22 protein-coding genes are annotated in these 22,254 nt (G+C 63.1%); 7 read left to right on the top strand and 15 right to left on the bottom strand.

Annotation, left to right across the window (positions count from 1 at the left end; all coding sequences use genetic code 11):
• Positions 1-47: 47 nt before the first annotated feature.
• The 8 genes from AC5RWO_RS18425 to AC5RWO_RS18390 all read right to left on the bottom strand — a co-directional run bounded on the left by AC5RWO_RS18425 (position 48) and on the right by AC5RWO_RS18390 (position 9,344).
• The gene (locus tag AC5RWO_RS18425; RefSeq protein ID WP_498732952.1) at positions 48-1,193 is read right to left on the bottom strand and encodes an acyl-CoA dehydrogenase family protein; all 1,146 of its coding nucleotides are present in this window, start codon (positions 1,191-1,193) and stop codon (positions 48-50) included.
• Positions 1,194-1,228: 35 nt separating this feature from the next.
• On the bottom strand, positions 1,229-2,026 hold the full coding sequence (locus AC5RWO_RS18420; protein ID WP_498732951.1) for an enoyl-CoA hydratase-related protein: 798 nt from the start codon (positions 2,024-2,026) through the stop codon (positions 1,229-1,231).
• Between the two features lie 16 nt (positions 2,027-2,042).
• Entirely contained in the window at positions 2,043-2,717 is a 675-nt protein-coding gene (locus AC5RWO_RS18415; RefSeq protein WP_498732950.1) for a TetR/AcrR family transcriptional regulator, read from the bottom strand.
• Positions 2,718-3,005: 288 nt separating this feature from the next.
• Positions 3,006-4,694, bottom strand: coding sequence for a long-chain-fatty-acid--CoA ligase (locus tag AC5RWO_RS18410; RefSeq protein ID WP_498732949.1), 1,689 nt, complete (start codon positions 4,692-4,694; stop codon positions 3,006-3,008).
• Positions 4,695-4,713: 19 nt separating this feature from the next.
• The gene (locus tag AC5RWO_RS18405) at positions 4,714-5,895 is read right to left on the bottom strand and encodes an acyl-CoA dehydrogenase family protein (protein WP_498732948.1); all 1,182 of its coding nucleotides are present in this window, start codon (positions 5,893-5,895) and stop codon (positions 4,714-4,716) included.
• A complete protein-coding gene (locus tag AC5RWO_RS18400; RefSeq protein WP_498732947.1) occupies positions 5,888-7,930 on the bottom strand; it encodes a 3-hydroxyacyl-CoA dehydrogenase NAD-binding domain-containing protein in 2,043 nt (680 codons plus the stop codon). The genes AC5RWO_RS18405 and AC5RWO_RS18400 overlap by 8 nt, the downstream gene beginning before the upstream one ends.
• Positions 7,931-7,987: 57 nt before the next feature.
• Positions 7,988-8,677 (bottom strand): TetR/AcrR family transcriptional regulator, encoded by a 690-nt coding sequence (locus AC5RWO_RS18395; protein ID WP_498732946.1) that lies wholly within the window; start codon positions 8,675-8,677, stop codon positions 7,988-7,990.
• Between the two features lie 79 nt (positions 8,678-8,756).
• The gene (locus AC5RWO_RS18390; protein WP_498732945.1) at positions 8,757-9,344 is read right to left on the bottom strand and encodes a phosphatase PAP2 family protein; all 588 of its coding nucleotides are present in this window, start codon (positions 9,342-9,344) and stop codon (positions 8,757-8,759) included.
• A gap of 153 nt (positions 9,345-9,497) precedes the next feature.
• Here AC5RWO_RS18390 and AC5RWO_RS18385 point away from each other — a divergent pair, with 153 nt between their 5' ends.
• Positions 9,498-9,941, top strand: coding sequence for a DoxX family protein (locus tag AC5RWO_RS18385; RefSeq protein WP_498732944.1), 444 nt, complete (start codon positions 9,498-9,500; stop codon positions 9,939-9,941).
• Between the two features lie 93 nt (positions 9,942-10,034).
• Here the strand turns inward: AC5RWO_RS18385 and dctA are convergent, their stop codons facing one another.
• Complete coding sequence (gene dctA / locus AC5RWO_RS18380; protein WP_498732943.1) at positions 10,035-11,591, bottom strand: C4-dicarboxylate transporter DctA; 1,557 nt, start codon at positions 11,589-11,591, stop codon at positions 10,035-10,037.
• A 288-nt stretch (positions 11,592-11,879) separates the two neighbouring features.
• On the opposite strand from dctA, the gene AC5RWO_RS18375 reads away from it, so the two are divergent.
• Entirely contained in the window at positions 11,880-12,071 is a 192-nt protein-coding gene (locus tag AC5RWO_RS18375) for a hypothetical protein (RefSeq protein WP_498732942.1), read from the top strand.
• Here the strand turns inward: AC5RWO_RS18375 and AC5RWO_RS18370 are convergent.
• Positions 12,068-12,295, bottom strand: coding sequence for a hypothetical protein (locus tag AC5RWO_RS18370; RefSeq protein WP_498732941.1), 228 nt, complete (start codon positions 12,293-12,295; stop codon positions 12,068-12,070). The genes AC5RWO_RS18375 and AC5RWO_RS18370 overlap by 4 nt on opposite strands.
• Before the next feature lie 155 nt (positions 12,296-12,450).
• Between AC5RWO_RS18370 and AC5RWO_RS18365 the strand changes: the two genes are divergently transcribed.
• From AC5RWO_RS18365 to AC5RWO_RS18350, 4 genes are all read left to right on the top strand, one after another.
• On the top strand, positions 12,451-13,404 hold the full coding sequence (locus AC5RWO_RS18365; protein WP_498732940.1) for an aldo/keto reductase: 954 nt from the start codon (positions 12,451-12,453) through the stop codon (positions 13,402-13,404).
• A 189-nt stretch (positions 13,405-13,593) separates the two neighbouring features.
• Positions 13,594-13,968, top strand: coding sequence for a cupin domain-containing protein (locus AC5RWO_RS18360; protein ID WP_498732939.1), 375 nt, complete (start codon positions 13,594-13,596; stop codon positions 13,966-13,968).
• Between the two features lie 243 nt (positions 13,969-14,211).
• Entirely contained in the window at positions 14,212-14,679 is a 468-nt protein-coding gene (locus AC5RWO_RS18355) for a DUF3237 domain-containing protein (protein WP_498732938.1), read from the top strand.
• A 63-nt stretch (positions 14,680-14,742) separates the two neighbouring features.
• The gene (locus AC5RWO_RS18350; RefSeq protein ID WP_498732937.1) at positions 14,743-15,795 is read left to right on the top strand and encodes an alpha/beta hydrolase; all 1,053 of its coding nucleotides are present in this window, start codon (positions 14,743-14,745) and stop codon (positions 15,793-15,795) included.
• A gap of 67 nt (positions 15,796-15,862) precedes the next feature.
• Here AC5RWO_RS18350 and AC5RWO_RS18345 read toward each other — a convergent pair whose 3' ends face one another.
• The 5 genes from AC5RWO_RS18345 to AC5RWO_RS18325 form a co-directional block, all read right to left on the bottom strand.
• Positions 15,863-16,249 (bottom strand): RNA-binding S4 domain-containing protein, encoded by a 387-nt coding sequence (locus AC5RWO_RS18345; protein ID WP_498732936.1) that lies wholly within the window; start codon positions 16,247-16,249, stop codon positions 15,863-15,865.
• Positions 16,250-16,373: 124 nt separating this feature from the next.
• Positions 16,374-17,780: an NAD-dependent succinate-semialdehyde dehydrogenase gene (locus tag AC5RWO_RS18340; RefSeq protein WP_498732935.1), complete on the bottom strand. Its 1,407-nt coding sequence runs from the start codon at positions 17,778-17,780 to the stop codon at positions 16,374-16,376.
• A gap of 127 nt (positions 17,781-17,907) precedes the next feature.
• A complete protein-coding gene (locus AC5RWO_RS18335) occupies positions 17,908-18,726 on the bottom strand; it encodes an IclR family transcriptional regulator (protein WP_498732934.1) in 819 nt (272 codons plus the stop codon).
• A 130-nt stretch (positions 18,727-18,856) separates the two neighbouring features.
• A complete protein-coding gene (locus AC5RWO_RS18330) occupies positions 18,857-19,252 on the bottom strand; it encodes a universal stress protein (RefSeq protein WP_498732933.1) in 396 nt (131 codons plus the stop codon).
• 32 nt (positions 19,253-19,284) lie between these two features.
• Complete coding sequence (locus AC5RWO_RS18325) at positions 19,285-20,235, bottom strand: 2-hydroxyacid dehydrogenase (RefSeq protein WP_498732932.1); 951 nt, start codon at positions 20,233-20,235, stop codon at positions 19,285-19,287.
• A gap of 295 nt (positions 20,236-20,530) precedes the next feature.
• Here AC5RWO_RS18325 and AC5RWO_RS18320 point away from each other — a divergent pair, with 295 nt between their 5' ends.
• On the top strand, positions 20,531-22,102 hold the full coding sequence (locus AC5RWO_RS18320; RefSeq protein WP_498732931.1) for an ABC transporter substrate-binding protein: 1,572 nt from the start codon (positions 20,531-20,533) through the stop codon (positions 22,100-22,102).
• Positions 22,103-22,254: the final 152 nt, after the last annotated feature.

Raw genomic sequence — 22,254 nt, 5'->3', positions numbered from 1 at the left:
TCGCTCCTTTGCGAGATGAATGTCTGAAGTAAAGGTGGTGGCGGTGGTCAGGGAGCCAGCTCGCGGCCGATGGCCTGGCGGGCGATGATCATCTTCATGATCTGCGCGGTACCGTCCCCGATCTGCAGGCCCAGTACGTCGCGCAGCCGCTGCTCAATGGGCCGGTCCGTCTTGTAGCCGTACTGGCCGTGCAGCAGCAGGCAGTCCTTGACGATGTCGAAGGAAACCTTGGGCGCCCACCATTTGCACATGGCCGCCTGCGAGGTGTGCGGCAGGCCTTGGTCCTTGAGCCAGAGAGTCTGGTAGCAGAGCAGTTGGGCTGCCGCGATCATGGTTTCGGCCTCGGCCAGAGGGAAGGAGACGCCCTGGAATTTGCTCAGCGGCTGGTCGAATGCTTCCCGGTGACTGACATACTCCCAGGTCTCGTCCACGGTGACCTTGGCTACTGCCAAGCACTGCAGCCCGATCAGGGCACGGCTGAAGTCGAAGCCCTGCATGACCTGGGTGAAGCCCTTGCCTTCCGCACCGAGCAGGTGGTCTTCGGGTATCCACGCGTCCTTGAAGTGGGCGGCGCCCCGCCCAACGGCAGTGGTGCCCATGTCGGCGTAGCGTTCCCGGCTCACACCTTCGCCGTCGAGCGGGACGATGAAAGCACTGATGCCACGGCCACGGGGTGTATCAGGATCTGTTTTGGCGAAGACGACGACGGCGTCCGCGGACTGGTTGAAGGACATGGACTTCACACCGTTCAGGACCCAGCCGCCGTCCCGGCGCTCTGCACACAACCGTGGCATCCCGGCGTCGGAACCAGCGTCTGGCTCGGAGAGACCGATGCCGACGATGGACTCGCCGCTGCAAATCCGAGGCACCCACCGTTTGGCGATCTCGGGCTGGGCGTTCTGCGCCAGGATCTGGCCCACCAACGACCCGACAACCTGAACATACGAGACGTTGAAGTCGCCGCGGGCAATTTGTTCCAGAATCAGGCCGGAGGTCAGGCGGTCCAGCCCGCGTCCGCCCAGTTCCACGGGTAGCTCCGGGGCAATGAGTCCCAGCGAGCCCATTTCTCGACGCAGTTCTGCGGAGACGAAACCGTCGTCCTCACGCTGCATGTAGCCGGAGGCAATCTTGTCAGCGTAGTTTTTCGCCTGCGCCTGGTATTCGAGCTGCTGCGCGGTCAACGCAAAATCCATGGTGACTTCCTTGTCAGTGCAAATGGGGAGGGCGGTCAGTGGGCCAGCACGTGCTGGTTGAAATCGGGCTTGCGCTTCTCGGCGAAGGCGGCTGCGCCTTCCATCCCCTCAGGAGACGCGGTGTAAAGGTCCAGGGCGGACATGGCCAAATTGCTCAGGCCGGCCTGGTGGTCGGTGTCCGCGTTGAAGGACTGCTTGAGGAACCGAATCGCGGTCGGGCTCTTTTCCGCAATCTCGGCCGCCCATGTTTTCGCTTCTTCCAACAGTTTGTCGGCCGGAACCACTGTGTTGACCAGACCCCAGCGTTCTGCTGTCACGGCGTCGTACTGCCGGCAGAGATACCAGATCTCACGGGCGCGCTTCTCGCCAACAACCCGGGCCAAATAGGCAGAGCCGAAGCCGGCATCGAAGGAGCCCACGCGCGGGCCGGCCTGACCGAATTTGGCATGGTCAGCAGCGATCGTCAGGTCGCAAAGCACATGCAGGACGTGGCCGCCGCCCACTGCCACGCCGTTGACAGCGGCAATCACGGGCTTGGGGATGTCGCGGATCAGTTTGTGCAGGTTGCCGATCTCGAACATGCCGGATTCCGTGGGGCCATAATCGCCGGTCTCGGCCCGCTGCTTGACGTCACCGCCCGTGCAGAACGCCTTTTCCCCAGCACCGGTGAGGACGACGGCCTGTACTGACCGGTCTGCCCAAGCAGCACGGAAGGCCTTGATGAGTTCCTCAACGGTGCGCCCGCGGAAAGCGTTGTAGCGCTCCGGCCGGTTGATCGTGATCATGGCTGTAGCCTGGTCGACTTCATAGATGATGTCTTCGTAGTTATTCATGAGGCGAACCTTTCGGTTAGTCGAGGTCGAGCAGATGGGCGTACTGGCTGCGGTACTCCGGAGCGACAACGGCTCCGAGCGCCACAGCGGTCTGCTTGCGGACGTAGGTAGGGAAATCCAGTGAGCGTTCGAAGTACCAGTGCTTGAGTGCCCACGCATGTGCGAGCAGTAGCAGGTTGTAGGCAAAAAGGTCGACATCCACTTTGACGAAGCGGCCCGCTGCGACAGCATCCTGGACGGTGGCCCGCAGTGGCTCCGATGTTTCGACCTCAAGATTCTTGATCCGGTTGCGGCCCTCGTCACCGAGAGTTTTTGATTCGCGGTAGGAGAGCACGGCCGCGTGTCGGTGATCATTGATGACCTCGCAGTATGCGGCGAAGGCCTTGGCCACGCGCTCGACCGGATCCTCTCCAGCTGCCTTCACCGCGGCGGGAACCCGGGTGGCGAAAGCCTCCAGTACCTCCACAATGACGGCAAGCAGCAGGTCCTGTTTATTGCCGAAATAACGGTAGATCAGGCCTACGCTGACGGAGGCTTCGTCGGCCAGGGCCTGCATGGAGACCGCGTGTGAACCGTCGCGCTCCATCAACCGTGCGGCCGCGCTGAGGAGCTGCTTGGTGCGCAGGTTTGTCCGGGCTGCACGCGCTGCCGCTCCCGGATCCCCGGTTTCGACAGGTGCTGAAGAAGTCATTGCAGGTCCTTAAATGAATGTTGATTCGTTAGAAGTGAATCTCGATTCACTTTTTATGAGCGTACATTCACCCGAGGGCGGAGTCAACGGTTTATAGGTTCGCTTTCTTAGTTACGTGGCACGAAGCAGGGCGCATTGAGGCGGCTAAGCATCACCTGAACCAAAATCCCACCGAGCAGCTGGCGGCTCTGGCAGACGACATACGGAACCCCGGGCAAATATTGCCCGGGGTTCCGTATGGGTTGTAAAAAGGTGGCAGCTGGGCCGGTGCCTAGCTGACGGACATGATCATGAGACAGGCTCTTGAGCGTCCTGGGTTGCTGCCGCTTGGGCTGCTGCTGCCTGAAGGGCGGAGGCGCGCAGGTCCGCTTTCATCACCTTGCCGGTGGAAGTCCGCGGCAGTTCGTCGGTGAACAGGATCCGGTCCGGCAGCTTGAACCCGGCCAGCCGTTCCCGCAGGTGATCGCGCAGGCGCGCATCATTGACGGTGGCGGTGCTGCTGCGGATCACGAAGGCCATCGGCCGCTCGCCCCACTTTTCGTGCGGAACACCGACGACGGCGGCATCCAGCACCTCGGGGTGGGAGACGATGGCTTGCTCGACCTCAATTGTCGAGATGTTTTCGCCGCCGGAGATGATGATGTCCTTGGCCCGGTCCTTGAGCTGGATGTACCCGTCGGCATGCATGACGCCCAGGTCCCCGGTATGGAACCAGCCCCCGTGGAACGCCTCCGCGGTGGCTTCCTCATCCTTGTAGTACCCGAGCATGACATTGTTGCCGCGCAGGACGATCTCGCCGATGCTGTTCCCGTCTGCAGGCACGTCGTTCATGTCCGGATCCACCACCCGGGCGCTGTCCGCCTGCAGCATGCCCACGCCCTGGCGCGAGATCTTCTCGGCCCGTTCCGCGGCGGGGAGCGAGTCCCACTCCGGCTGGTGCTCGCAGATGGTGTTCGGGCCGTATACCTCGGTCAATCCGTACACGTGGACAACTGTGATTCCAAGGGCTTCGAGCTTGCCGATGATGGTTGGCGACGGCGGTGCTCCCGCCGTCGTAAGCCGCAGCGGGGACTCCAGCGGGTGTGCCTGGTCGGCTTCGGCGATGATGCTGCAGACGGTCGGCGCTCCGCACAGGTTGGTGATGCCCTGGTTATCGACGGCATCCCAGACGGCGTCCGCGCGGACGGCGCGCAGACACACATGCGTGCCGGCAGCGGCGGTGACCGCCCACGGGGTGCACCAGCCGTTGCAATGGAACATCGGCAGGGTCCATAGGTAGCGGGTATCGCCGGTGAAACCGTTGTGGAAGGTCTCGCCGAGGGCGTTCAGGTAGGCACCGCGGTGCGAGTAGAGCACGCCTTTGGGCCGTCCCGTGGTTCCCGAGGTGTAGTTCAGCGTGATCGGGGTGCGCTCATCAACCACGCTCCACGGCAGATCCGGTGCCTTCGGTGCCGAGGCCAGGAACTGTTCGTAGCCGGTTGTCGCGATGGTACCGGTGGCGTTGGTTGCAGCCATGGGGTGACCCGGGACCGTGCTGTCGGAGACTTCCACGACTTCGGCGAGTTCGGGCAGCTGCGCCCGCAGCCCCGCCAGCGACCCCAGGAACTCGGAGTCCACGAACACCAGCTTGGACTCCGAATGTTCCAGAATGTACTGGATTTCCCGCGGCGAAAGACGGGTATTGAGCGCCACCAGCACGCCGCCGGCCAGCGGCACAGCGAAGTGCGCGATCAGCAGTTCAGGGACATTCGGGCAAAGGAACGCCACCCGGTCGCCCGGCTCGATCCGGTTCCTGATGGCCTTCGCCAGCCGCTGGGCTTCGCTGGCGAAATCCTGGTAGCTGTAGCTGCGGTCGCCGTGGATGATGGCGGTCTTGCGGCCGAACACCTCGGCCGAACGCTGCAGGAAACGCAGCGGGCTCAGGGGAGTGTCGTTGGCAGCCTGGATGTCGGCGGGAATTACTGACGTCACTGTCATGCTCCTGGTTTGGCGGGGTTTAGGCGAAGGCACTGAGGCCGGTGACTTCGCGGCCGATCAGCAGGGCCTGCACGCTCTCGGTGCCCTCGTAGGTATGGATGGATTCGATGTCGAGCAGATGGCGGACTACATGATTCTCCAGCAAGATGCCGTTGCCTCCAAGCATGTCGCGTGCGATGGATGCCAGCTCGCGTGCCTTGCGCGTGTTGTGGTATTTCGCCATCGAGGCCTGCGTGGGGCGCAATGCACCGGCCGCGTCCAAGCCTGCCATGTGGACGCAGTGCAGCTGCATGCTGGTCAGCTCGGCGAGCATATGGCTGAGCCGCTCCTGGACCAGCTGGAATTTGGCCAGCGGCTTGCCGAACTGCGTCCGTTGCTTCGCGTAATTCAGCGCGGCCTCGTAGACTGCGGTGGCATGGCCGAGGGCGGACCATGCCACGCCCAGCCGGGTAGCGACGAGCACGGTTGAAGCATTCTTGAAGGTGCGGGTGCCGGGCAGTACGTCGTCCACCGGGATGCGGACATTTTCCAGCCGGATCCGGGCCTGGTAAATGGCCCGCAGCGAAGCTTTGCCGGTAATCGTCTCTGCCTCGTAGCCCCGGGTGTCCTGCCTGACCAGGAAACCGCGGACGTTGCCCTGCTCGTCCCGCGCCCAGACTACCGTCACACCGCCGACCGAACCGTTGCCAATCCATTTCTTCTCACCGTTCAGCACGAAATCATCGCCGTCGCGCACTGCCGTGGTCTCCAGCGAGACGGAGTCCGATCCGTGGTCCGGTTCCGTCAGGGCAAACGCGCCGAACTCTTCACCCCGTGCCAGCGGCCCGAGCCACCGGTCCTTCTGTTCCTGCGAGCCGAAGTAGGCGATGGAGCGCATCGCCAGCCCGCCCTGCACAGCGATCACGGTGCCCAGCGAACCGTCGCCCCGGGAGACTTCCATGTTGACCAGGCCGGCGGCCAGGGGCGACATCGGTTCCTGCCCGGGGACGGCCAGACCGTCGGAAAGCAGGTCCAGATCGCCCATGCGCTTAACCAGATGGAGGGGGTACTCCGCGCGGTCCCAGTAATCGTTCATCTGCGGTACCGCTTCGTCGGTGAACGTCCGGGCTCGTTCCCAGACAGCCCTGTCCGCCGCGGGTATGCCGTTGAAGACGCCGTAGTAGTCGGTGTCGAGCGGAGCGGAAACGTCATAGTCAGGCACTGATGCTGTCCTTTGTTCTCGGGCTGCCCGCGCTGGCGGGACTCGGGTGGTGGCTGGTGCCGGCAAGCCGGTCCAGCAGCGGTGTCAGACCGCCGGTGTGGAAGGGGTAGTTGGCGCCGAGGATCATGCACAGGTCGATTTGCTCCGGCCCGGCCACCACTCCCTCGGCGAGCATGTGCTCGACTTCGTCGGCCAGCGCCGCGATGATCCGGCTCCGCGCCCTGGCTGGATCCACAGTGCGTGTTGCGGGCAGGAGAGCGTGGACCCCGGGCGGGACTTCGCCGTCGTCGTCCAAGTAGCCGGGCAGTCCCGCGCCGACAATCTTGCGCAGGGTGGCGCTGAGCCGGAACCGGTCCGGAAACGCGCTGTGCATGGTTTCGCAAATGTGCTGCTGCACCACCGGACCGATAAAGCGCAGCAGTGCCAGCGGCCGCATCGGCAACCCCAGCGGATCCAGGACGCGGTCGACGGCGGCCGGATCACCGCCGTCGTCAATCAGCGCCAGCACCTCGCTGAACAGCCTGGTCAGCAGGCGGTTGACCACAAACCCGGGAGCATCGGCGACCAGGACGGCAGTCTTGCGCAGCCGGGCGGCGAGCTCGAAGGCCGTGGCCAGGCTCGTCGAGTCCGTCTGCGGCGTCCGCACTAGCTCCAGCAGCGGCAGGACGGCCACCGGGTTGAAGAAGTGGAAACCGAGCAGGCGCTCCGGATGCGCCAGGCCGGTGCCCATGGCTTCGATGGACAGCGATGAGGTGTTTGTCAGCAGCAGGGCGTCGGGCCGCAGGATGGGCTCCAACTCGGCAAAGACGTTCTGCTTCACCGCCAGATCTTCGAAGACTGCCTCGATCACCGCGTCGCACGGCGCGAAATCCTGCTTGTCTGTGGTGACGCTGATCAGTCTGCGGATCTGGGTGGCCGCGTCCTCGGTCAGTGTGCCGCGGTGCACCTGCTTGGCGAGCTGGGCGTCGATCCAGTCCAGTGCTTTGTCCAGCTTCTCGGCTGACAGGTCCGTCATCAGAACCGGGACACGAAGCTGCCGGGCGAAGACCAGCGCCAGCTGGCTGGCCATCAGGCCGGCGCCGATGACTCCGACGGATGACACCGGGAGGGCATCGACTGCCGGACGCCCCGCAGGGTTCCTGGCTAGGGACTGGGTGAGGCGGAAGGCGTAGATGCTGGCGCGGGCCTCGGGGGAGAGGACAAGCTCGCCGAATGCACGGACCTCGGCCTCGGGGGACGCTGCGTCTTGAACTGTCCGCTCGATGAGCTCCAGTGCACGATAGGGCGCAGGCGCCGCGCCGTGGAGCCGGCTGTCCAACTCGCACCGGGCAGCTTTCAGCGCGTCCGCCCAAGCGGCTTGGCTCGGCTGTGGCCGGTGGGCGGTCCTCCCATCTGCGAGGATGGCGGAGGCCACGTCCAGTGCGGCGGGCAGGAACTTGGGCTCAGGTACTACGGCATCGACCAGGCCAACGGCCTCCGCACCCCGTGCAGTGAGATGGCGGCCGAGCAACGAATCGCGCACTACCAGCTTGGCCGTAGCCTCGGGGCCCATCAGCGCCACGGACAACGGAATCCCTGCCCAGCCGGGAATCAACCCGAGCCGGACTTCCGGAAAGCCGATGTCGCGTATCGAGGCTGCTGCAATGCGGTGATCCGCGTGGAGGGCCAGCTCGAGGCCGCCGCCCAACGCCGCGCCGTTGAGGAACGCGAAGGTCGGTACAGGCATCGTTGCCAGCTTGCCGAAAACGTGCAGGCCCTGCCGGGCAATTCCTTCCGAGTCCTCAGGGGTTTCGGCCTCCAACATGTTGTCCAGGTCGGCGCCGGCACAGAACACCCTGCCTGTCCCGGTCACGGCCACGGCATCGACGTCGGATATCTCCAGCGTGTCTAGGGCTGCGTCCAAGCGATCCAACGAAGCCGGCCCCAGAGTGGCCGGCCGACCGGCTGGACCGGACAAGGTGAGCAAGGCAAACCGGAAACCCTCGTGCTCAAGGCGGGAAACAACGACGTCGGAAACTGTTTCGGGGGTAGTCACCGTAGAAGTATGTGATGAAACTCAGTATCAAGTCAAGGGAAACTCAGTCTCAAAAAGCTAGCCGCGCTGCAGTTTCTGCTGGAGCCGGCGTGCGAGTTCAGCGGGCGGGAGGGACCTGGGGAACACGGCTACCACCATTTCCTCCTCGGCCGGCGGGCCTGCGTCCGCAGACGGGAGCACGCCGTACAGGCGCCGCACATCGTCGAGCGCTGCCTGCAGTTCCCCGACGTCCAGTTGCCGTTCGTTGCGCATCAGTTCGCGGAGCAGGAAATTGTGCGTACTGATGACTGTTGCCGCAAACCGCACGGCATCCAGCGGCGGCAGTCCAGAGACGGCGTCGCGAAGATACTGGCCGAATAGCCGTTCATAACGAAAGACCGTGACGAGTTCGCGGTCCCGCAGTGCCGGTACCGTATTGACCACCTGGTAGCGCTGCCGGGACGTTTCGACCTGTTTCGCGAAATGCTCGAAAACCATCGAGGCGGCCCGGCAGACCGCTTCCCAGGGGTCGTCATGTTTCCGTGCCAGCAGCACCTCCGCCTGCTCCAGCAAGGTTTCGTGGTCGGCGAAGATGACATCTTCCTTGGAACGGAATTGCCGGAAGAACTTGCTGCGCGAGATGCCCGCCGCCTGCGCAATCTCATCGACACTGGTGGCCTCATAACCCTGGCTGACAAAAAGTCCCAGCGCTATCGAAGCGACGCCGGAGCGGAACTGCGCCTGTTCATCGGGGCTGGCATTGTCCATCGTCCTCGCCATCAGACTGCCCTGCTGCCGGCCGGAATTTCTTCGTCAATCACCGTTCCACCGTACGGTACAGGCACTGTTACCGCAGGAAAGTGATGTACGCGGCGAAGATGGCCAGACCGAGCACCCAGCCAACAACCACCTGCGGCCAGGTGTGGGCCAGTAACTGGACCCGCGACCACCCAACCGCCCAAGGGATAGCTGCCCAGAGGATTCCCAGCGGCAGTGTGGCCGAGACCAGCATCGCTCCCAAAAGCGCAGCGACCGCGGCATGCACGGACACTTTCCAGACCAGATTTATCAGCAGGGAAGCGACCAGACCCAGCAGCACGGTGTAGATCAGCGAATGCAATGCCGACGGTGCCTGCATCAGCGTGAGCAGCCAGAGACCAACCCCGATCGAGACGGCGGTGCCCGCCAGAATGGGAGCCCGTTGCGTCCGCGTCCCGATGTGGATGTCGCTGAGTTTGCCTCGACGGGTCAGCAGGACCACAACGCTGAAAGGGAGGAGCGTGACAAAGAATGCGGCCACCGCAGCCTGCGCAACTGTCACCTCTGGCAGGGTGAACGGCGAGGTCACCAACACCAGCGTCACCAGGACGGCGGGCGCGAAAATCTCGGTGATGACGCGTGCGATCCGGTGGATATGGGCGGGATTTCGGGACACCTTCCAGCCTAGCGGGCTTGCCGGTTACTCGGCTGGCCGCTCAGCCGCCCTAAGCCTGTTCCTCAGGCTCAAGAAATTTTCAAGTGCCTCGACAGATGATGGACATGTCAACTAATCGCAGTCCAAGGACCGCCCCGTCCGAAGGAGAACCCGATGTCCGATTCCTTCCGCATACAGCTGCAGCACGTTGGAATTACTGCCTTGCGCGTCATCACGGGGCTGATATTTGTCGCCTACGGGTGGCAGAAAGTCAGCCAGAATACAGTAGCCAGCGTCACTGGTTACTTCACGCAGTTGGGTGTGCCGCTGCCCGAACTGTTCGGTCCCTTCATCTCCTACCTGGAACTCCTCGGTGGCATGGCCCTGATCCTGGGCGTACTGACCCGGCCGATCGCCCTCTTGTTCGTGGCCGACATGGCTGGAGCCCTCATTTTCGCCCACCTCCCCTCCGGTTTTTACGTGGAGCAAGGAGGCCTTTCCCAAGTGTTGATTCTGGGCACCGCGGCCCTTGCCATTGCACTGATCGGTCCTGGCCCGTACTCCGTGGACCGTTACATCTTCGGTCGGAAGGAATCGAAAGTCGCGGTCCTCGCCTGAACCTCAAACGCGGATTAGCCCAACCAACAGATAGAGGACGACGTCGGCACCTACGAAAGTGCCGGCGTCGTCCTTGAGGGAATCAGCCGGTTGTCAGTCCCGACTTCGGGCTAGTTCGTCCTGAGCGGACGCCTGCTGTTTCTCGGTGTCCAACGCAGAAGCCGATGCCGGATCCGGGTCCGGACCGTGCTTGCGCAGCGGCACCATGTGGATGGCTTCATACTCGTCCCTCGAGGGGCCCCCGGCGTAACGCGGGGCCGGGCCGAGGCCCTTGGCTGCGCGCTCCCGCTCGTCCTCTTCGAACTCATCTTCCTTGTCCAGGAACAGCGAGGATGCCTCGTTGGTGATCTCGCCGGCGAAGGCCCGCTTCATTGCCTCGCGGTCGAACTGCTTCTCCCACTTCGCCACTACGAAGGTGGCCACGCAGTTGCCCAGCAGGTTCACGGCAACACGCATGGAGTCCATCAACCGGTCTGCGCCGAGCATCAGAGCCACGCCTGCCACGGGGAAGATGCCCAGGGCTGCGGCGGTCGCGGAGAGGGCCAGGAACGAGGAGCCTGGCACGCCGGCCATGCCCTTCGAGGTCAGCAGCAGCACACCGAGCGCGGCCAACTGCTGCCCCAGGCTCAGATCATGTCCGAAGGCCTGCGCCAGGAAGAGCAGCGAGATGGACAGGTACATTGCGGCGCCGTCGAGGTTGAACGAGTAGCCGGTAGGAACTACCAGGCCCGTGGTGGCGCGGGAGCAACCGGCATTCGTCAGCTTGGTCATGATGCGCGGCATCACTGCTTCCGTTGAGGCGGTACCGAGCGCCAGCAGGAATTCTTCCCGGGTGTACTTCAGGAAGCTCCACAGCGGAACGCCGGCGATGAACCATGCCACCGCGAACAGCAAGCCGATGAAGATCACCGCCGCCGCGTAGCACGCCGCGATCAGCTTGGCGTAGGTTCCCAGGGTCTCGATGCCGTACTGGCCGATGATGAACGCCATGGCACCGAAGGCACCGATGGGGGCTACCCGCATGATCCAGGACATGATCTTGAAGACGATCTCCAGGATGGTCTCGAACAGGCTTAGCAGCGGTTTGCAGCGGTCCTGGCCGATCACAATGACGGCGGATCCGAAGAATACGGAGAAGAAGAGCACCTGGAGCAGGGAGTTTGTGGCGAACGCGCCGACCAGGCTGTCCGGGATCACGCTGAGCAGGAAGTTGGAAGCGCCCTCCGGCTGCGCGCCACCGGTCTTCTCGGCTAGGGCATCCTCGGACATGGTGGCTGGATCGATGTTCAGGCCCTTGCCGGGCTGGACAAGATTGGCCACAACCAGCCCGAAGACCAGCGCAAACCCCGTCGCGGCCGTGAAATAGACCAGCGCCTTGACGCCTACGCGTCCTACCGACTTCACATCGCCCACCGCGGCAATGCCGGTGACGATGACCAGGAAGATCAGCGGGGCGATGATCATTTTGATAAGTCGTATGAAGCCGTCGCCCAAGGGACGGAGTTCCGCACCGATGTTTGGCCAGAAGTGGCCGATCAGTACACCCGCCACTACGGCGATCAGGATCTGAAAGAAGAGCGACTGGTACAGCCGTTTCTTCTTGGCCGGCGTCGAACTCGCCTTCAACGCGGCATTGTCGGGGATCTTCATCGGTCCAAACCGTTCAATTAGGGGATTGTGGTCTACCTCACGGAGAGGCTCTGACTAATTTAGGCCGCATCCTTCTATTTCACAAGGGGAGATTTGTTTCTCGGATTATGGAAGAAGGAAAAAGAGTGAATTTCGAACACGATGAGTTCGAGCTTGTTCCTCCGTGTGCTCCGCATGCTGGACTGCGAAACCCAGGTTTGAGCTGCGGTCCGGTGCGGAAGGTTCCGCTGGGAGGCAAAACGACGTAGGTTGAAGAAACGGTTCGGTGGCACTCGGAGGGACGTGACTGTGGCAGACGAACAGCGGGATAGTGTTCCAGAGACCGGGCCGCAGCCCTGTCCTTTCTGCGGCGCGGGACTGCGCGGGCTCGACGAGAGCCAGTGGCCGGCGGAAGGCCCGGTCCCCGAGGGGACTCTGGCCGTCTACCTGTGCGAAGGGCAGCACCGGGTGATCGTGGCGCCGCCCGCAGTCCAGGGCTAGATATCTTCGCCGGTGTGCCGGTCCTTGATGATCCGGTCGATCTCATCGCGCAGGGTGACGGCATCCTCCAGATTGAGCTTGAGGCTGTCACCGGTCTCAACCCAGCCGATGCTGAGCACTTCGTCACCGGAGATGCCGGTGATACCGACAGTCAGCGCCCGGCCGCCGATTCTGCTCACGTCGCCGATGACCATATCGCCGGCATCGTCCTTGGCAATTTCCATTGTTCGCTCCTCTGTTCGTGGCAGACCTCGCAGCAGCAGTCCCGTTTCTACTATTGCCGGTTTACCGCACACCCCGCTAGGGGCGTTCCCGCACGGGAGTGTCGCGGCAGCCCGCCGTCGTACGCCGTATTGCCTCGCCGAGGGAAGGATTTCCAATGAACGACGCCGGTTCCCGCCTGATTTTCGGCTGCATGGGGTTGGGTGGCGGCTGGGGTTCCGGACCGTTGGAAGCTGCCGATATAGCGGCGGCCAACACGGCCGTTGATGCGGCGCTGGAAGCGGGCATCACGGTTTTTGACCATGCCGACATTTACGCCCACGGCAAGGCGGAAGAAGCGTTCGGCCGCGTCCTCACGGACAGGCCGGAGTTGCGCGACAGGATCCAGCTGCAGACCAAATGCGGTATTCGGCTCCCGGCCGCCGGCCGCATCGGGCAGTACGACTCCTCCCGGGAAACGGTCATCGCCCGGGTTGAAGAGAGTCTGGAGCGGCTGGGCACGGATCGTATCGAGGTGCTGCTGATCCACCGTCCTGACCCGCTCGCGCATCCGGAGGAAATCGCCTCCGCTTTCCAGCAGCTCAAGGACGACGGCAAAGTGCTGCGGCTGGGCGTTTCCAATATGTCCGCGGACCAGATGCGCTGGCTCCAGTCAGCGCTGCCGGACCCGCTTGCGGCCAACCAGTTGGAGATGAGCCTGCACCGCAGCGGGTGGCTCGAATCCGGCGTACTGGTCAACCACACCGAAGCCGCCGAGATCGGATTCCCGCACGGCACCCTTGAGTACTGCCAAGCGAACGACGTCGAACTGCAAGCCTGGGGTGCGCTGGCCCAAGGCCGCTACAGTGGGGCTGCCGGGACGGCGGAAACCGGCCCGGACGCGGCAACGGCAGCCTTGGTCACCGAGCTCGCCGAGAACAAGGACTGTTCACCCGAAGCCGTGGTGCTGGGCTGGCTGATGCGGCATCCGGCCCGCATCCGACCGGTGGTCGGCACCAGCAACCCGAAGCGGATCCGGGCCTCCGCGGAAGCCGAACGGATAGCCGCGGCCATGACGCGGGACGAGTGGTATTCACTGTGGGTGGCTGCCCGGGGACGCGCAGTTCCATAATCGTGGGCCACGTCCGGCCCTCGACAAGCTGCGCCGATCGGAGGAAGGTGGGAGGTGCGAATTTTGTGCCAAGACCCCTTTCGCCGAGACATCCATCAATGGCGTCAGGGTAGACCGCTTCCGGAGTGGCTTGAGCCGGGTTGCCCGGAGGGAACGTCGTACGGCTCGCCTATTCCGCAGGAGCAGAAAATGGCTGCAAATGTTGTATCCCAGCTTGCCTCACGGTCCTTTGACGACCCGGATGAGAAACGCCGTCCCGATAAGACGCAGGTAGACGTGGTCACGGTCAGCGACTACACGATGGCCCGGTTCCGGTTCGAAGCAGGGTGGCGCTGGTCCGAGTGCATCAAACCGGTCGTGAAAACCGATTCCTGCCAGGTCAGCCACGTAGGCTTGTGCACCGGCGGGTCCATAACTGTTGAACTCAGCGACGGAACTCGTGCCACGGTGAAGGCCGGTGACTCCTATGCCATACCTCCGGGCCACGATGCCTGGGTTGAGGGTAATGAGCCGTTTGTCGGCTACGAATTCCTGAGCGCCGCCGAATACGCGAAGGAGGCCTGAGTCCCCAGCTGCCAACAACGACGGCGGCGTCTCACCTTGGGGTTCGGCGCCGCCGCTGAGGGCGCGGTTAAAGAGAAAGGCGCCGGCCGGTCTGGAGGTTGGGGGAAAACTCCGACCGGCCGACGCCGCATCACTCGCACCTTTATGAGGTGTTTTCACACTAAGGGCCCAAGTTGTTCATTGACCGGGAGCAACCTGTGTATTGCCTGAGTATCGCTCCGTGCCATTGGTATCGTCTTTTTCATGAGCACACCCCAGACACCTAGCCTGACCTTCCTTGCCACTATTGATGTCGCCGTCGGCGAGCCGGTCGAAGTAGGCGAGACCTCCGAGGGGCACCGGCGGATCATTCCTATCATCGGCGGTGCGGTTCAGGGCCCTGCCCTGAACGGCAAGGTGCTTCCGGTCGGCGCGGACTTCCAGATCCTCAAGTCCGACACACTCACCGAGCTGCAGGCGCAATACGCGATCGAGACCGACGACGGCGACCGCATCTATGTCTCAAACTTCGGCTTGCGCTCGGGCTCGGCCCAAGACATTGCCGCGCTGGTCCGGGGCGAGTCCGTGCCGCCGGAACGGATCTATTTCCGCTGCAGCCCGCAGCTGAGCTCGGCAGGCGAACGATGGTCGTGGCTTGGATCGAAGATCATCATCGGTACGGGGGAGCGGCATCCGGAAGCCGTCCGACTGCATCTTTTTGTGGTGGAGTAGCCGGGGCATTATCCGCTCGTTACAAGAGCTATCCGGCGGCCCGGGCCTCGTTCATAATGAAGCATGAGCGCCGACGAACTCTCCCTCGAGGCGGCCGTAGCCCGGCGGACGCCGCCAGGTTGGCGGGTTCTCGCCGTCGTCGCCGGTGTTATGGGCGCACTGGTGGTGTCGCTGTTTTCCTGGAGCCTGGTCAGCCCCAAACCGGCGGTACTGCTGATCCGGACCGTGTTCGACCGGAACTGGCGCCGGGTCTCGCGTGAGATGGCCAAGCACGTGCCGGAGGGCATTTCGGAAGTCCTGCACGAGCAGTATCTGGACAGCAGCGACAGTGCCTACCTGGACGTTTACTATCCGGATCGTGCCGACACAGCCCGGGGTCTGCCGACCATCGTCTGGCTTCATGGCGGGGCATGGGTTTCCGGGAGCAAAGAGGACGTGGCCAACTACCTGCGGATTCTCGCTTCCTACGGTTTTACCGCCGTGGGGGTCGGCTATTCCCTGGCGCAGGCGCAGAAATACCCCGAACCCGTCCGCCAAGCAGCCGCCGCCCTGACCTATCTGCAGCAACATGCAGAACGGCTGCGGGTGGATGCGGAACGGCTGGTGCTGGCTGGCGACTCCGCGGGAGCCCAGATTGCCGCGCAACTTGCGCTGCTGATTACCGATGCCGATTACGCTGCCAGGCTGGGCATTCCCGCTCCCATCCGGCTGGCGGAACTTCGTGCGGTGCTGCTGCATTGCGGCGGATACGATCTGTCCATCAAGAGTGCCAAGGGCGGCATGGGCAACGGCTTCCTGCGGACAGTGATGTGGGCCTACACAGGTTCCAGGAACTACCTGGCCATGCCGCAGGTGGACCTCGCATCCATCACCGGCCGCGTGGGAGCGGACTTCCCGCCCGCGTTCGTGACTGCCGGCAACGCGGATCCGCTGCTGCCGCATTCCCTCGCACTTGCCGAAGCGCTCAGCGATCAAGGGGCCGACATCGAGACCTTGTTTTTCCCGGTCGGGTACGAGCCGGCGCTCGGCCATGAATACCAGTTCAAGCTGGACAGCAGGGCCGCGCAGCTCGTCCTGTCCAGGAGTGTGGACTTCCTGCGGCGCAAGACCTTTTGAGATGGGTGGCGGAGGCTGAGGTGGGCCGTAGCGGGTGGCAGCGGGTCGCGGAGAATCGTCACGTTGCTCAGCCGCGGTGGCCGCGGAGCCGCTCCAGCTCGCGGCGATCCTTCTTGGTGGGCCGGCCGGTGCCGCGGTCCCGCTGCGGTATGCCGAGCGAGGGCGTTGGCGGCCGTTCCGGCGTGTGGTCGGTGTAGCAGTGCGAGGCGGCCTCGGCCCCGACCCGCTTGGCGATCAGCTGCCGGACTTCGAGGATGCGTTCATAGCCCGGTTGGCGCACCCGCAGGGTATCGCCGGGCACCACGGCCTGCGACGCCTTGGCCGGATTCCCGTTCAACCGCACATGCCCGGCACGGCAAGCCGCTGTAGCGGCGGAGCGGGTTTTGTAGGCACGGATGGCCCACAGCCAGGCGTCGATGCGTACTGACTTCGGACTGCTTGTCGGGATGCTCATGATGGTCACTCAGTTTATCGGACGCAGAAAACGCCGGGAGCAGCAACGTACGACGCCGGCACTTGGGTGAGTTTTTCGGCTCACCTTTGTGCCGACGTCGTACTCTATTTGCTTGCTGCCGCTGTCAGTCGGCGATGTAGAAGAGGCGCTTGTTGACGAATTCGTCCATGCCGAGCGGGCCGAGTTCGCGGCCGAAGCCGGAGCGCTTGACGCCGCCAAACGGAATGTCCGCACCCTCGCCGACGCCGTTGACGTTGGCCATGCCGACCTCCAGACGCTGGGCTATCTTGCGGGCGCGTTCCTCATCGGTGGAGAAGACGGCACCGCCGAGGCCGTAGTCGGTGTCGTTGGCCAGGGCAATGGCCTCCTCGTCGCTGGAGACCTTGTAGACCACGGCGACCGGACCGAAAAGCTCTTCCTTGTAGGCGCGCATTTCCTTCGTCACGCCGGTCAGGACCGTCGGCTCAAGGTAGGAGCCGGGACCGTCCACCAGCTTGCCGCCGGCGTGGACGGTGGCGCCCTTGTTCACGGCGTCCTTCAGCTGCTCGGCGAGGCCTTCCGCCGCGGCGCGGGAGGAAAGTGGGCCGAAGGTGTTTTCGGTGCCCTCGGCCGGGTTGCCGGGCTTCATGTTCTTGGCGCGCTCGGTCAGTTCGGCGACGAAGTCGTCATAGATGTCTTCCATGACGATCATGCGCTTGTTGGAGTTGCAGGCCTGGCCGGTGTTTTCCATCCGGGTTTCCCAGGCCTGATCCGCGGCCGCCTTGATGTCGGCCGAGTCCAGGACCACGTACGGGTCGGAGCCGCCGAGTTCGAGGACGGCCTTCTTGAGGTTGCGCCCGGCGATCTCGCCGATGGCAGCACCTGCGCGCTCCGAACCGGTGAGGGAGACGCCCTGGATGCGCGGGTCGGCAATGATCTCGGCAACCTGGTCATGCGAGGCGAAGACGTTGACGTAGGCGCCCTTGGGCAGGCCGGCGTCGTCCATGATCTTCTGGATGGCCAGGGCGGACTTCGGGCAGTTCTCCGCGTGCTTGAGGACGATGGTGTTGCCGAGCATCAGGTTCGGCGCGGCGAAGCGGGCCACCTGGTAGTACGGGTAGTTCCACGGCATGATGCCCAGCAGCGGGCCGACCGGGAGCTTCTGGATCATGGTGCGGCCGCCGCCGATGGCCTTGATCTCCTGGTCCGCCGCGAGGCTCGGGCCCTCGGTGGCGAAGTAGTTGAAAATGTCCGTGCAGAACTCGGCCTCGTCCCTGGACTCGCTGATGGGCTTGCCCATCTCCTGGGTAATGATGGCAGCGAGCTCATCGGCCCGCTCGGTGAACAGCTCCGCGATGCGGGAAACCACCTTGGAGCGCTCGGTGATCGGCACGTCCTTCCAGGACTGGAAGGCTTCCTGGGCGGCCGCGAGGGCGTCCTGGATATCCGCGTCAGTGGCAGTGGGAAATTCTTCAACCACCTCGCCGGTAGCGGGATTCAGCACCCGGTAAGCGGTCTTCGTGGATGAGGCGGTATTGGTCGTAGTTGTCACGGCCAGTGCTCCTATCTGATCAACGGCACGCCGGAAACCACATTATTTCCGGCTATGTTGCAATCATGTCGCGAAAGACCGATTTTGTGAAACCGGTCACGGTGCCTGCGGAATGGCGCTCGGCGGGTTAGCCCAGCAGGCCGTCGAGACTGCGAACGATTTTTCGCATCAGTGTTGCAGTTGCGAGGAGTTCGTTCACGATCTCCTGCTCCCGGGGCGGGCTCAAACGATCCAGGGGTACCGAACAGCTCAAGGCGTCGCCGCCGCTGTCATCCAAGTCGAGGCCCACTCCAAAGCAACGCAAGCCCAAGGTGTTCTCTTCGTTGTCGAGAGCGTAGCCTCGCTTCCTGCTGGCCTCCAGATCAGCCTTGAGCTTTCGGCGCGAGGTGATCGTGTGCTGGGTCAACGGCAGCAGCTTCTCCGGCAAGTGCGCTTCCAAATCGGTGGCCAAATTTGCCAGAACCGCTTTGCCGAGTGATGTTGCATAAGCGGGAAGTCGACGACCGACGCGATTGGATTTCCGCTCGTAGGCGGGAGATTCCTGTGTTGCGAGATAGACGATGTCGGAGCCGTCCAGTCTGCCGTAGTGCACGGTCTCGCCGAGGCGTTTGCCCAGCTCTTCGAGGTGTGGCTGGACGATTCGCAACAGCGGATCTGTGTCCAGATACGTGGTGCCGGCGAGGAGTGCCCTGATTCCGATGCTGTACATGGAGCGGGTAGGATCCGTGCGGACCCACCCCAAGTCAGTGAGAGTGCGCAGCAGCGCATAGATGCTGCTGCGCGGGGCGGACAATTCCGAACAGAGTTCCCGGATCGTCACTGGCCGGTTGCGCCGCGCAGCGAGAAACTCAAGAACTTCCACGGTCCGGGCCGCTGACTTCACTTCACGAATACCGCTGAGGGCGGCCGTGCCCGCCGGCGCGGGCACGGCAGAAGGTGCGCTCATGGGGCCTCCTTCCAGGGAAGACAACCGTTGACGACACTGTAGCGGAAACGCATGCCCGTCGCGCAGCCGTCTTCATATGCAGACACGCCTAGGATGGACGAAGTGCTGGCGGCACGCCCCGCAGCTTCTGTCAGCCGCGCGGGCCCACTGGGGGTTTGACCGCGTGAACTGGACAACCGGCTTCGAGAATCACACGTTGGGCAGTGCTGCCAAGAATCAACTTGCCCACCCGGGAACGGCGGCGGACCCCAATGACAATGAGCTCGACGTCGTTCTCGAAGGAGACATCAACGATCAGGTCGCCCGGGTCGTCGTCGCCCTCCATGTCCCGGACCGTGGCCGGAACCCCAAGATCCGCGGCACGCTTCAGGGCTTCCGCCAGTTCTGCTTGTGCGGCGGGAGTATTTTCCGCCAAGGCGGGACCGAGGATCCTCAGCTTGGTGCTGCGCAGGGCCGCCTCATCAATGGCACTTTGCAGGGCAATGCGTCCTTCATCCGTGGGGACGAAGCCAACGGCAACACTCATGTCTACTCCTGTTTGCTGGTGTATGCGGGAGACTAATGGACGGGAGTTTCCAATGTGCCGTCGTCCAGGAAGCGCTTGAGGTTGGCCAAAGTCAGCTGTGCCATGTCGGCGCGGGTTTCATGCGTGCCGCTACCCAAATGCGGGAGGACGACGACGTTGTCCAGCCCCAGGAGTTCCACGGGAACCTTGGGCTCGTCGCCGAAGACATCCAGCCCGGCGCCGGCCAGTTTTCCCTTGACCAGCGCGGCCACGAGAGCAGACTCGTCGACGACGCTGCCCCGGGCAATATTGATGAGGTATCCGTCGCGGCCCAGCGCCTCGATGACGTCCGCATTGATCAATCCTGCAGAGTCGGGACCGCCAGCGGCGGCCACGATGAGGACATCGCAGTCCCGGGCGAGATCGATCAGCGAGTCCCGGTATTCGTATGAAACGCCGTCAACGGGACGGCGGTTGTGGTACGAGATGAGGCAATCGAAGCCTTCCAAGCGGCGTGCGATGACTTTGCCGATGCGGCCGAGTCCGACAATGCCGACGCGCTTCCCGCTGGCTTTGGTCGCCAGCGGGAAGTTGCCCTTGCTTAGCCAGTCGCCTCGCCGGACGTAGCGGTCCGCGGTGCTGATCCGGCGGAGGACGTCCAGATAAAGGGCGAGGGCGGTATCGGCGACACAGTCATTGAGAACGTCGGGAGTGTTGCTGACAGCGATGCCACGCTCGGCAGCTTGAGCCACATCGGTGGTGTCATAACCTACGCCGAAGTTAACTACGGCACGCAGGTTGGGGAGTTGTTCCATCAGTTCGGTACCGACACCGAAGCGCCCGGATGTCACGGCGACGCCGAACTCAGCGCCTCGGGCTGCAAGGAAAGCTGCGCGTTCATCTGCGTTGTCCGGCAATCGCACGGCACCGTACTCGGTAGTGATCGGATCCTGAACCGCAGGCATCAAGGGACCTACCTGCAGCACTGCTTGGGGTGTCGTCATAGTCTGGACATTAGTGATGTCCATCGATGCGCGTCCAACTCTGAAATTGGATAGATCAATACGCTTGGTGTATTGATGCCCGAAAGGCCGCAAAAATCCGCGGAATCATGCGGAAGGGTGGGCTGTGTCACACGGAACGTCAAGGCCTGGTGATGTTTTGGCGGCCGTTCATACAAAATCTGCTTATTGACGGTTGGCGCTTCGAGCCACAAGCTGGGGAACACCAGCACAGACGTGAGCTTCATACGTAGACAACGAACCGAATGCAGTGCTTTAGACCCGAAGGAACCCAATGATGTCTTCTTCACCATCCGTCAAACGACAGCTCAGGCTGCAGATACCCGTCGTCGTTGCCGGGTCCGCTTTGCTCCTAAGCGGTTGCTCCGTAGCCAACTCAGAGAATGCCGCCGGTGCTACCGCCGGTGCCGCGTCCGACACCCTCCGGGTGGTCCTTCAGCAGGAGCCGCCCACTTTGGAGGCTTGCGAAGCAAATCTGACTTCGACCGGCGTGGTTGTTCGGTCCAACGTCACCCAGCCCCTTATCGAGCGCAACCCGACTACAGGCGAACTTGAGCCGCTGCTGGCGACCGAATGGGAAGCGACCTCCGACACCGAGTGGACCCTGAAGCTTCGCGATGATGTGAAGTTCCAGGACGGAACCGACTTCAATGCGGAAGCGGCGGCCTACACTATCGACCGCGCTGTTAACTCCGATCTCGGCTGCAACGTCGAAGGGTATGTCTTCGGCGACACCGATCTTGAGGTCGAGGCTGTGGATGCAACAACTTTGAAGGTTACGACGCCGGAACCGGATCCCATTCTTCCGTTGCGGTTGTCCTTCCTCGAGGTAGTACCGACCTCCACCAGCGACACTGAGAAGGTCCGGGAACCGATCGGCACCGGGCCCTACAAGATTGAGCAGTGGGATGCCGGCCAGAAAATTACGCTGAGCACCTGGGACGGCTACTGGGGCGATGCGCCGGCCTTCCCTAAGGCTGAGTACCAGTGGCGTGGCGAGGGCACTGTTCGCGCAGCCATGGTGACGAGCGGCGAAGCCGATATCGCGATGGGTCTGGGGCCGGATGACGGCGCCGGAGATCTTGGCGTGAATTACCCGAATAACGAGACGATCGGCCTGCGACTCAGTGGCGATACTGCGCCGCTGGACGATATCCGTGTCCGCCAGGCCATCAACTACGCCATCGACAAGGAAGGCATCGTCGCCAGCCTGTACCAGAACAAGGACAAGGTAGCAGCACAGCTGATCCCGGAAGGGGTAGTGGGACACAACGCCTCGCTGGAGGCCTGGCCCTTCGATCTTGAGAAGGCTAAGGCGCTTGTCGCAGAGGCCAAGGCGGATGGCGTGCCGGTTGACACCAAGATTACTTTGGTAGCCCGCAACGCACAGTTCCCCAAGGTCACGGAGCTGTCGCAGGTATTGCAGGAACAGCTGGCCCAGGCAGGTCTCAACGTTGAACTCAAGATGACCGAAACGTCGCAGCACCTGCAGTACCAGATCCGGCCGTTCGTTGAGGACCAAGGTCCCATCGCGCTCCTGATCCAGCATGGCAACCAGGCTGGGGACGCCGCCTTTACCGTTGAGCAGTACATGCTCAGCGACGGCGCCCAAAGCTCCTTCGGAACGGAAGAATTCGACAAGCGGCTGCTTGAAGCGGGCAAGACTTCCGGCGCGGACCGGCAACAGGCCTACGAAGACATCTTCACCTATCAGAACGAGAACGTCGTGCAGTTCGCGACCATCGCACACCAGACGGGCATCTTGGGTAAGTCTGCAGCTATCAACTACACGCCTAACTCATCCTCGGGCGACGAGTTGCGCCTGACCGAGATGACCCCGGCCAGCTGAAAACGACAGCAGGGAAACGAGGAACGAAACCATGCTGGCCTATCTGAGAAAGCGAATTCTCTCCAGCGCGTTGCCGTTGGTTGCAGTGATCGTGGGAGTGTTCGCGCTTGCCCGACTGACCGGTAATCCGGCAAACCTGTATTTGCCGCTGA

This window comes from Arthrobacter sp. B055-34, from assembly GCF_059090425.1.
Note: the sequence above shows the minus strand (reverse complement) of the source record. Positions and strands in the feature narration are given on the sequence as shown.

Bases quoted from the DNA above. Each gene is read 5' to 3' on its own strand.
- dctA (WP_498732943.1), bottom strand. From the start codon at position 11,591: ATGAAGATCCCCGACAATGCCGCGTTGAAGGCGAGTTCGACGCCGGCC.
- AC5RWO_RS18385 (WP_498732944.1), top strand. From the start codon at position 9,498: ATGTCCGATTCCTTCCGCATACAGCTGCAGCACGTTGGAATTACTGCC.
- AC5RWO_RS18330 (WP_498732933.1), bottom strand. From the start codon at position 19,252: ATGAGTGTTGCCGTTGGCTTCGTCCCCACGGATGAAGGACGCATTGCC.
- AC5RWO_RS18420 (WP_498732951.1), bottom strand. From the start codon at position 2,026: ATGAATAACTACGAAGACATCATCTATGAAGTCGACCAGGCTACAGCC.
- AC5RWO_RS18325 (WP_498732932.1), bottom strand. From the start codon at position 20,235: ATGACGACACCCCAAGCAGTGCTGCAGGTAGGTCCCTTGATGCCTGCG.
- AC5RWO_RS18350 (WP_498732937.1), top strand. From the start codon at position 14,743: ATGAGCGCCGACGAACTCTCCCTCGAGGCGGCCGTAGCCCGGCGGACG.
- AC5RWO_RS18370 (WP_498732941.1), bottom strand. From the start codon at position 12,295: ATGGAAATTGCCAAGGACGATGCCGGCGATATGGTCATCGGCGACGTG.
- AC5RWO_RS18345 (WP_498732936.1), bottom strand. From the start codon at position 16,249: ATGAGCATCCCGACAAGCAGTCCGAAGTCAGTACGCATCGACGCCTGG.
- AC5RWO_RS18320 (WP_498732931.1), top strand. From the start codon at position 20,531: ATGTCTTCTTCACCATCCGTCAAACGACAGCTCAGGCTGCAGATACCC.
- AC5RWO_RS18360 (WP_498732939.1), top strand. From the start codon at position 13,594: ATGGCTGCAAATGTTGTATCCCAGCTTGCCTCACGGTCCTTTGACGAC.
- AC5RWO_RS18415 (WP_498732950.1), bottom strand. From the start codon at position 2,717: ATGACTTCTTCAGCACCTGTCGAAACCGGGGATCCGGGAGCGGCAGCG.
- AC5RWO_RS18335 (WP_498732934.1), bottom strand. From the start codon at position 18,726: ATGAGCGCACCTTCTGCCGTGCCCGCGCCGGCGGGCACGGCCGCCCTC.
- AC5RWO_RS18355 (WP_498732938.1), top strand. From the start codon at position 14,212: ATGAGCACACCCCAGACACCTAGCCTGACCTTCCTTGCCACTATTGAT.
- AC5RWO_RS18410 (WP_498732949.1), bottom strand. From the start codon at position 4,694: ATGACAGTGACGTCAGTAATTCCCGCCGACATCCAGGCTGCCAACGAC.
- AC5RWO_RS18425 (WP_498732952.1), bottom strand. From the start codon at position 1,193: ATGGATTTTGCGTTGACCGCGCAGCAGCTCGAATACCAGGCGCAGGCG.
- AC5RWO_RS18365 (WP_498732940.1), top strand. From the start codon at position 12,451: ATGAACGACGCCGGTTCCCGCCTGATTTTCGGCTGCATGGGGTTGGGT.
- AC5RWO_RS18395 (WP_498732946.1), bottom strand. From the start codon at position 8,677: ATGGACAATGCCAGCCCCGATGAACAGGCGCAGTTCCGCTCCGGCGTC.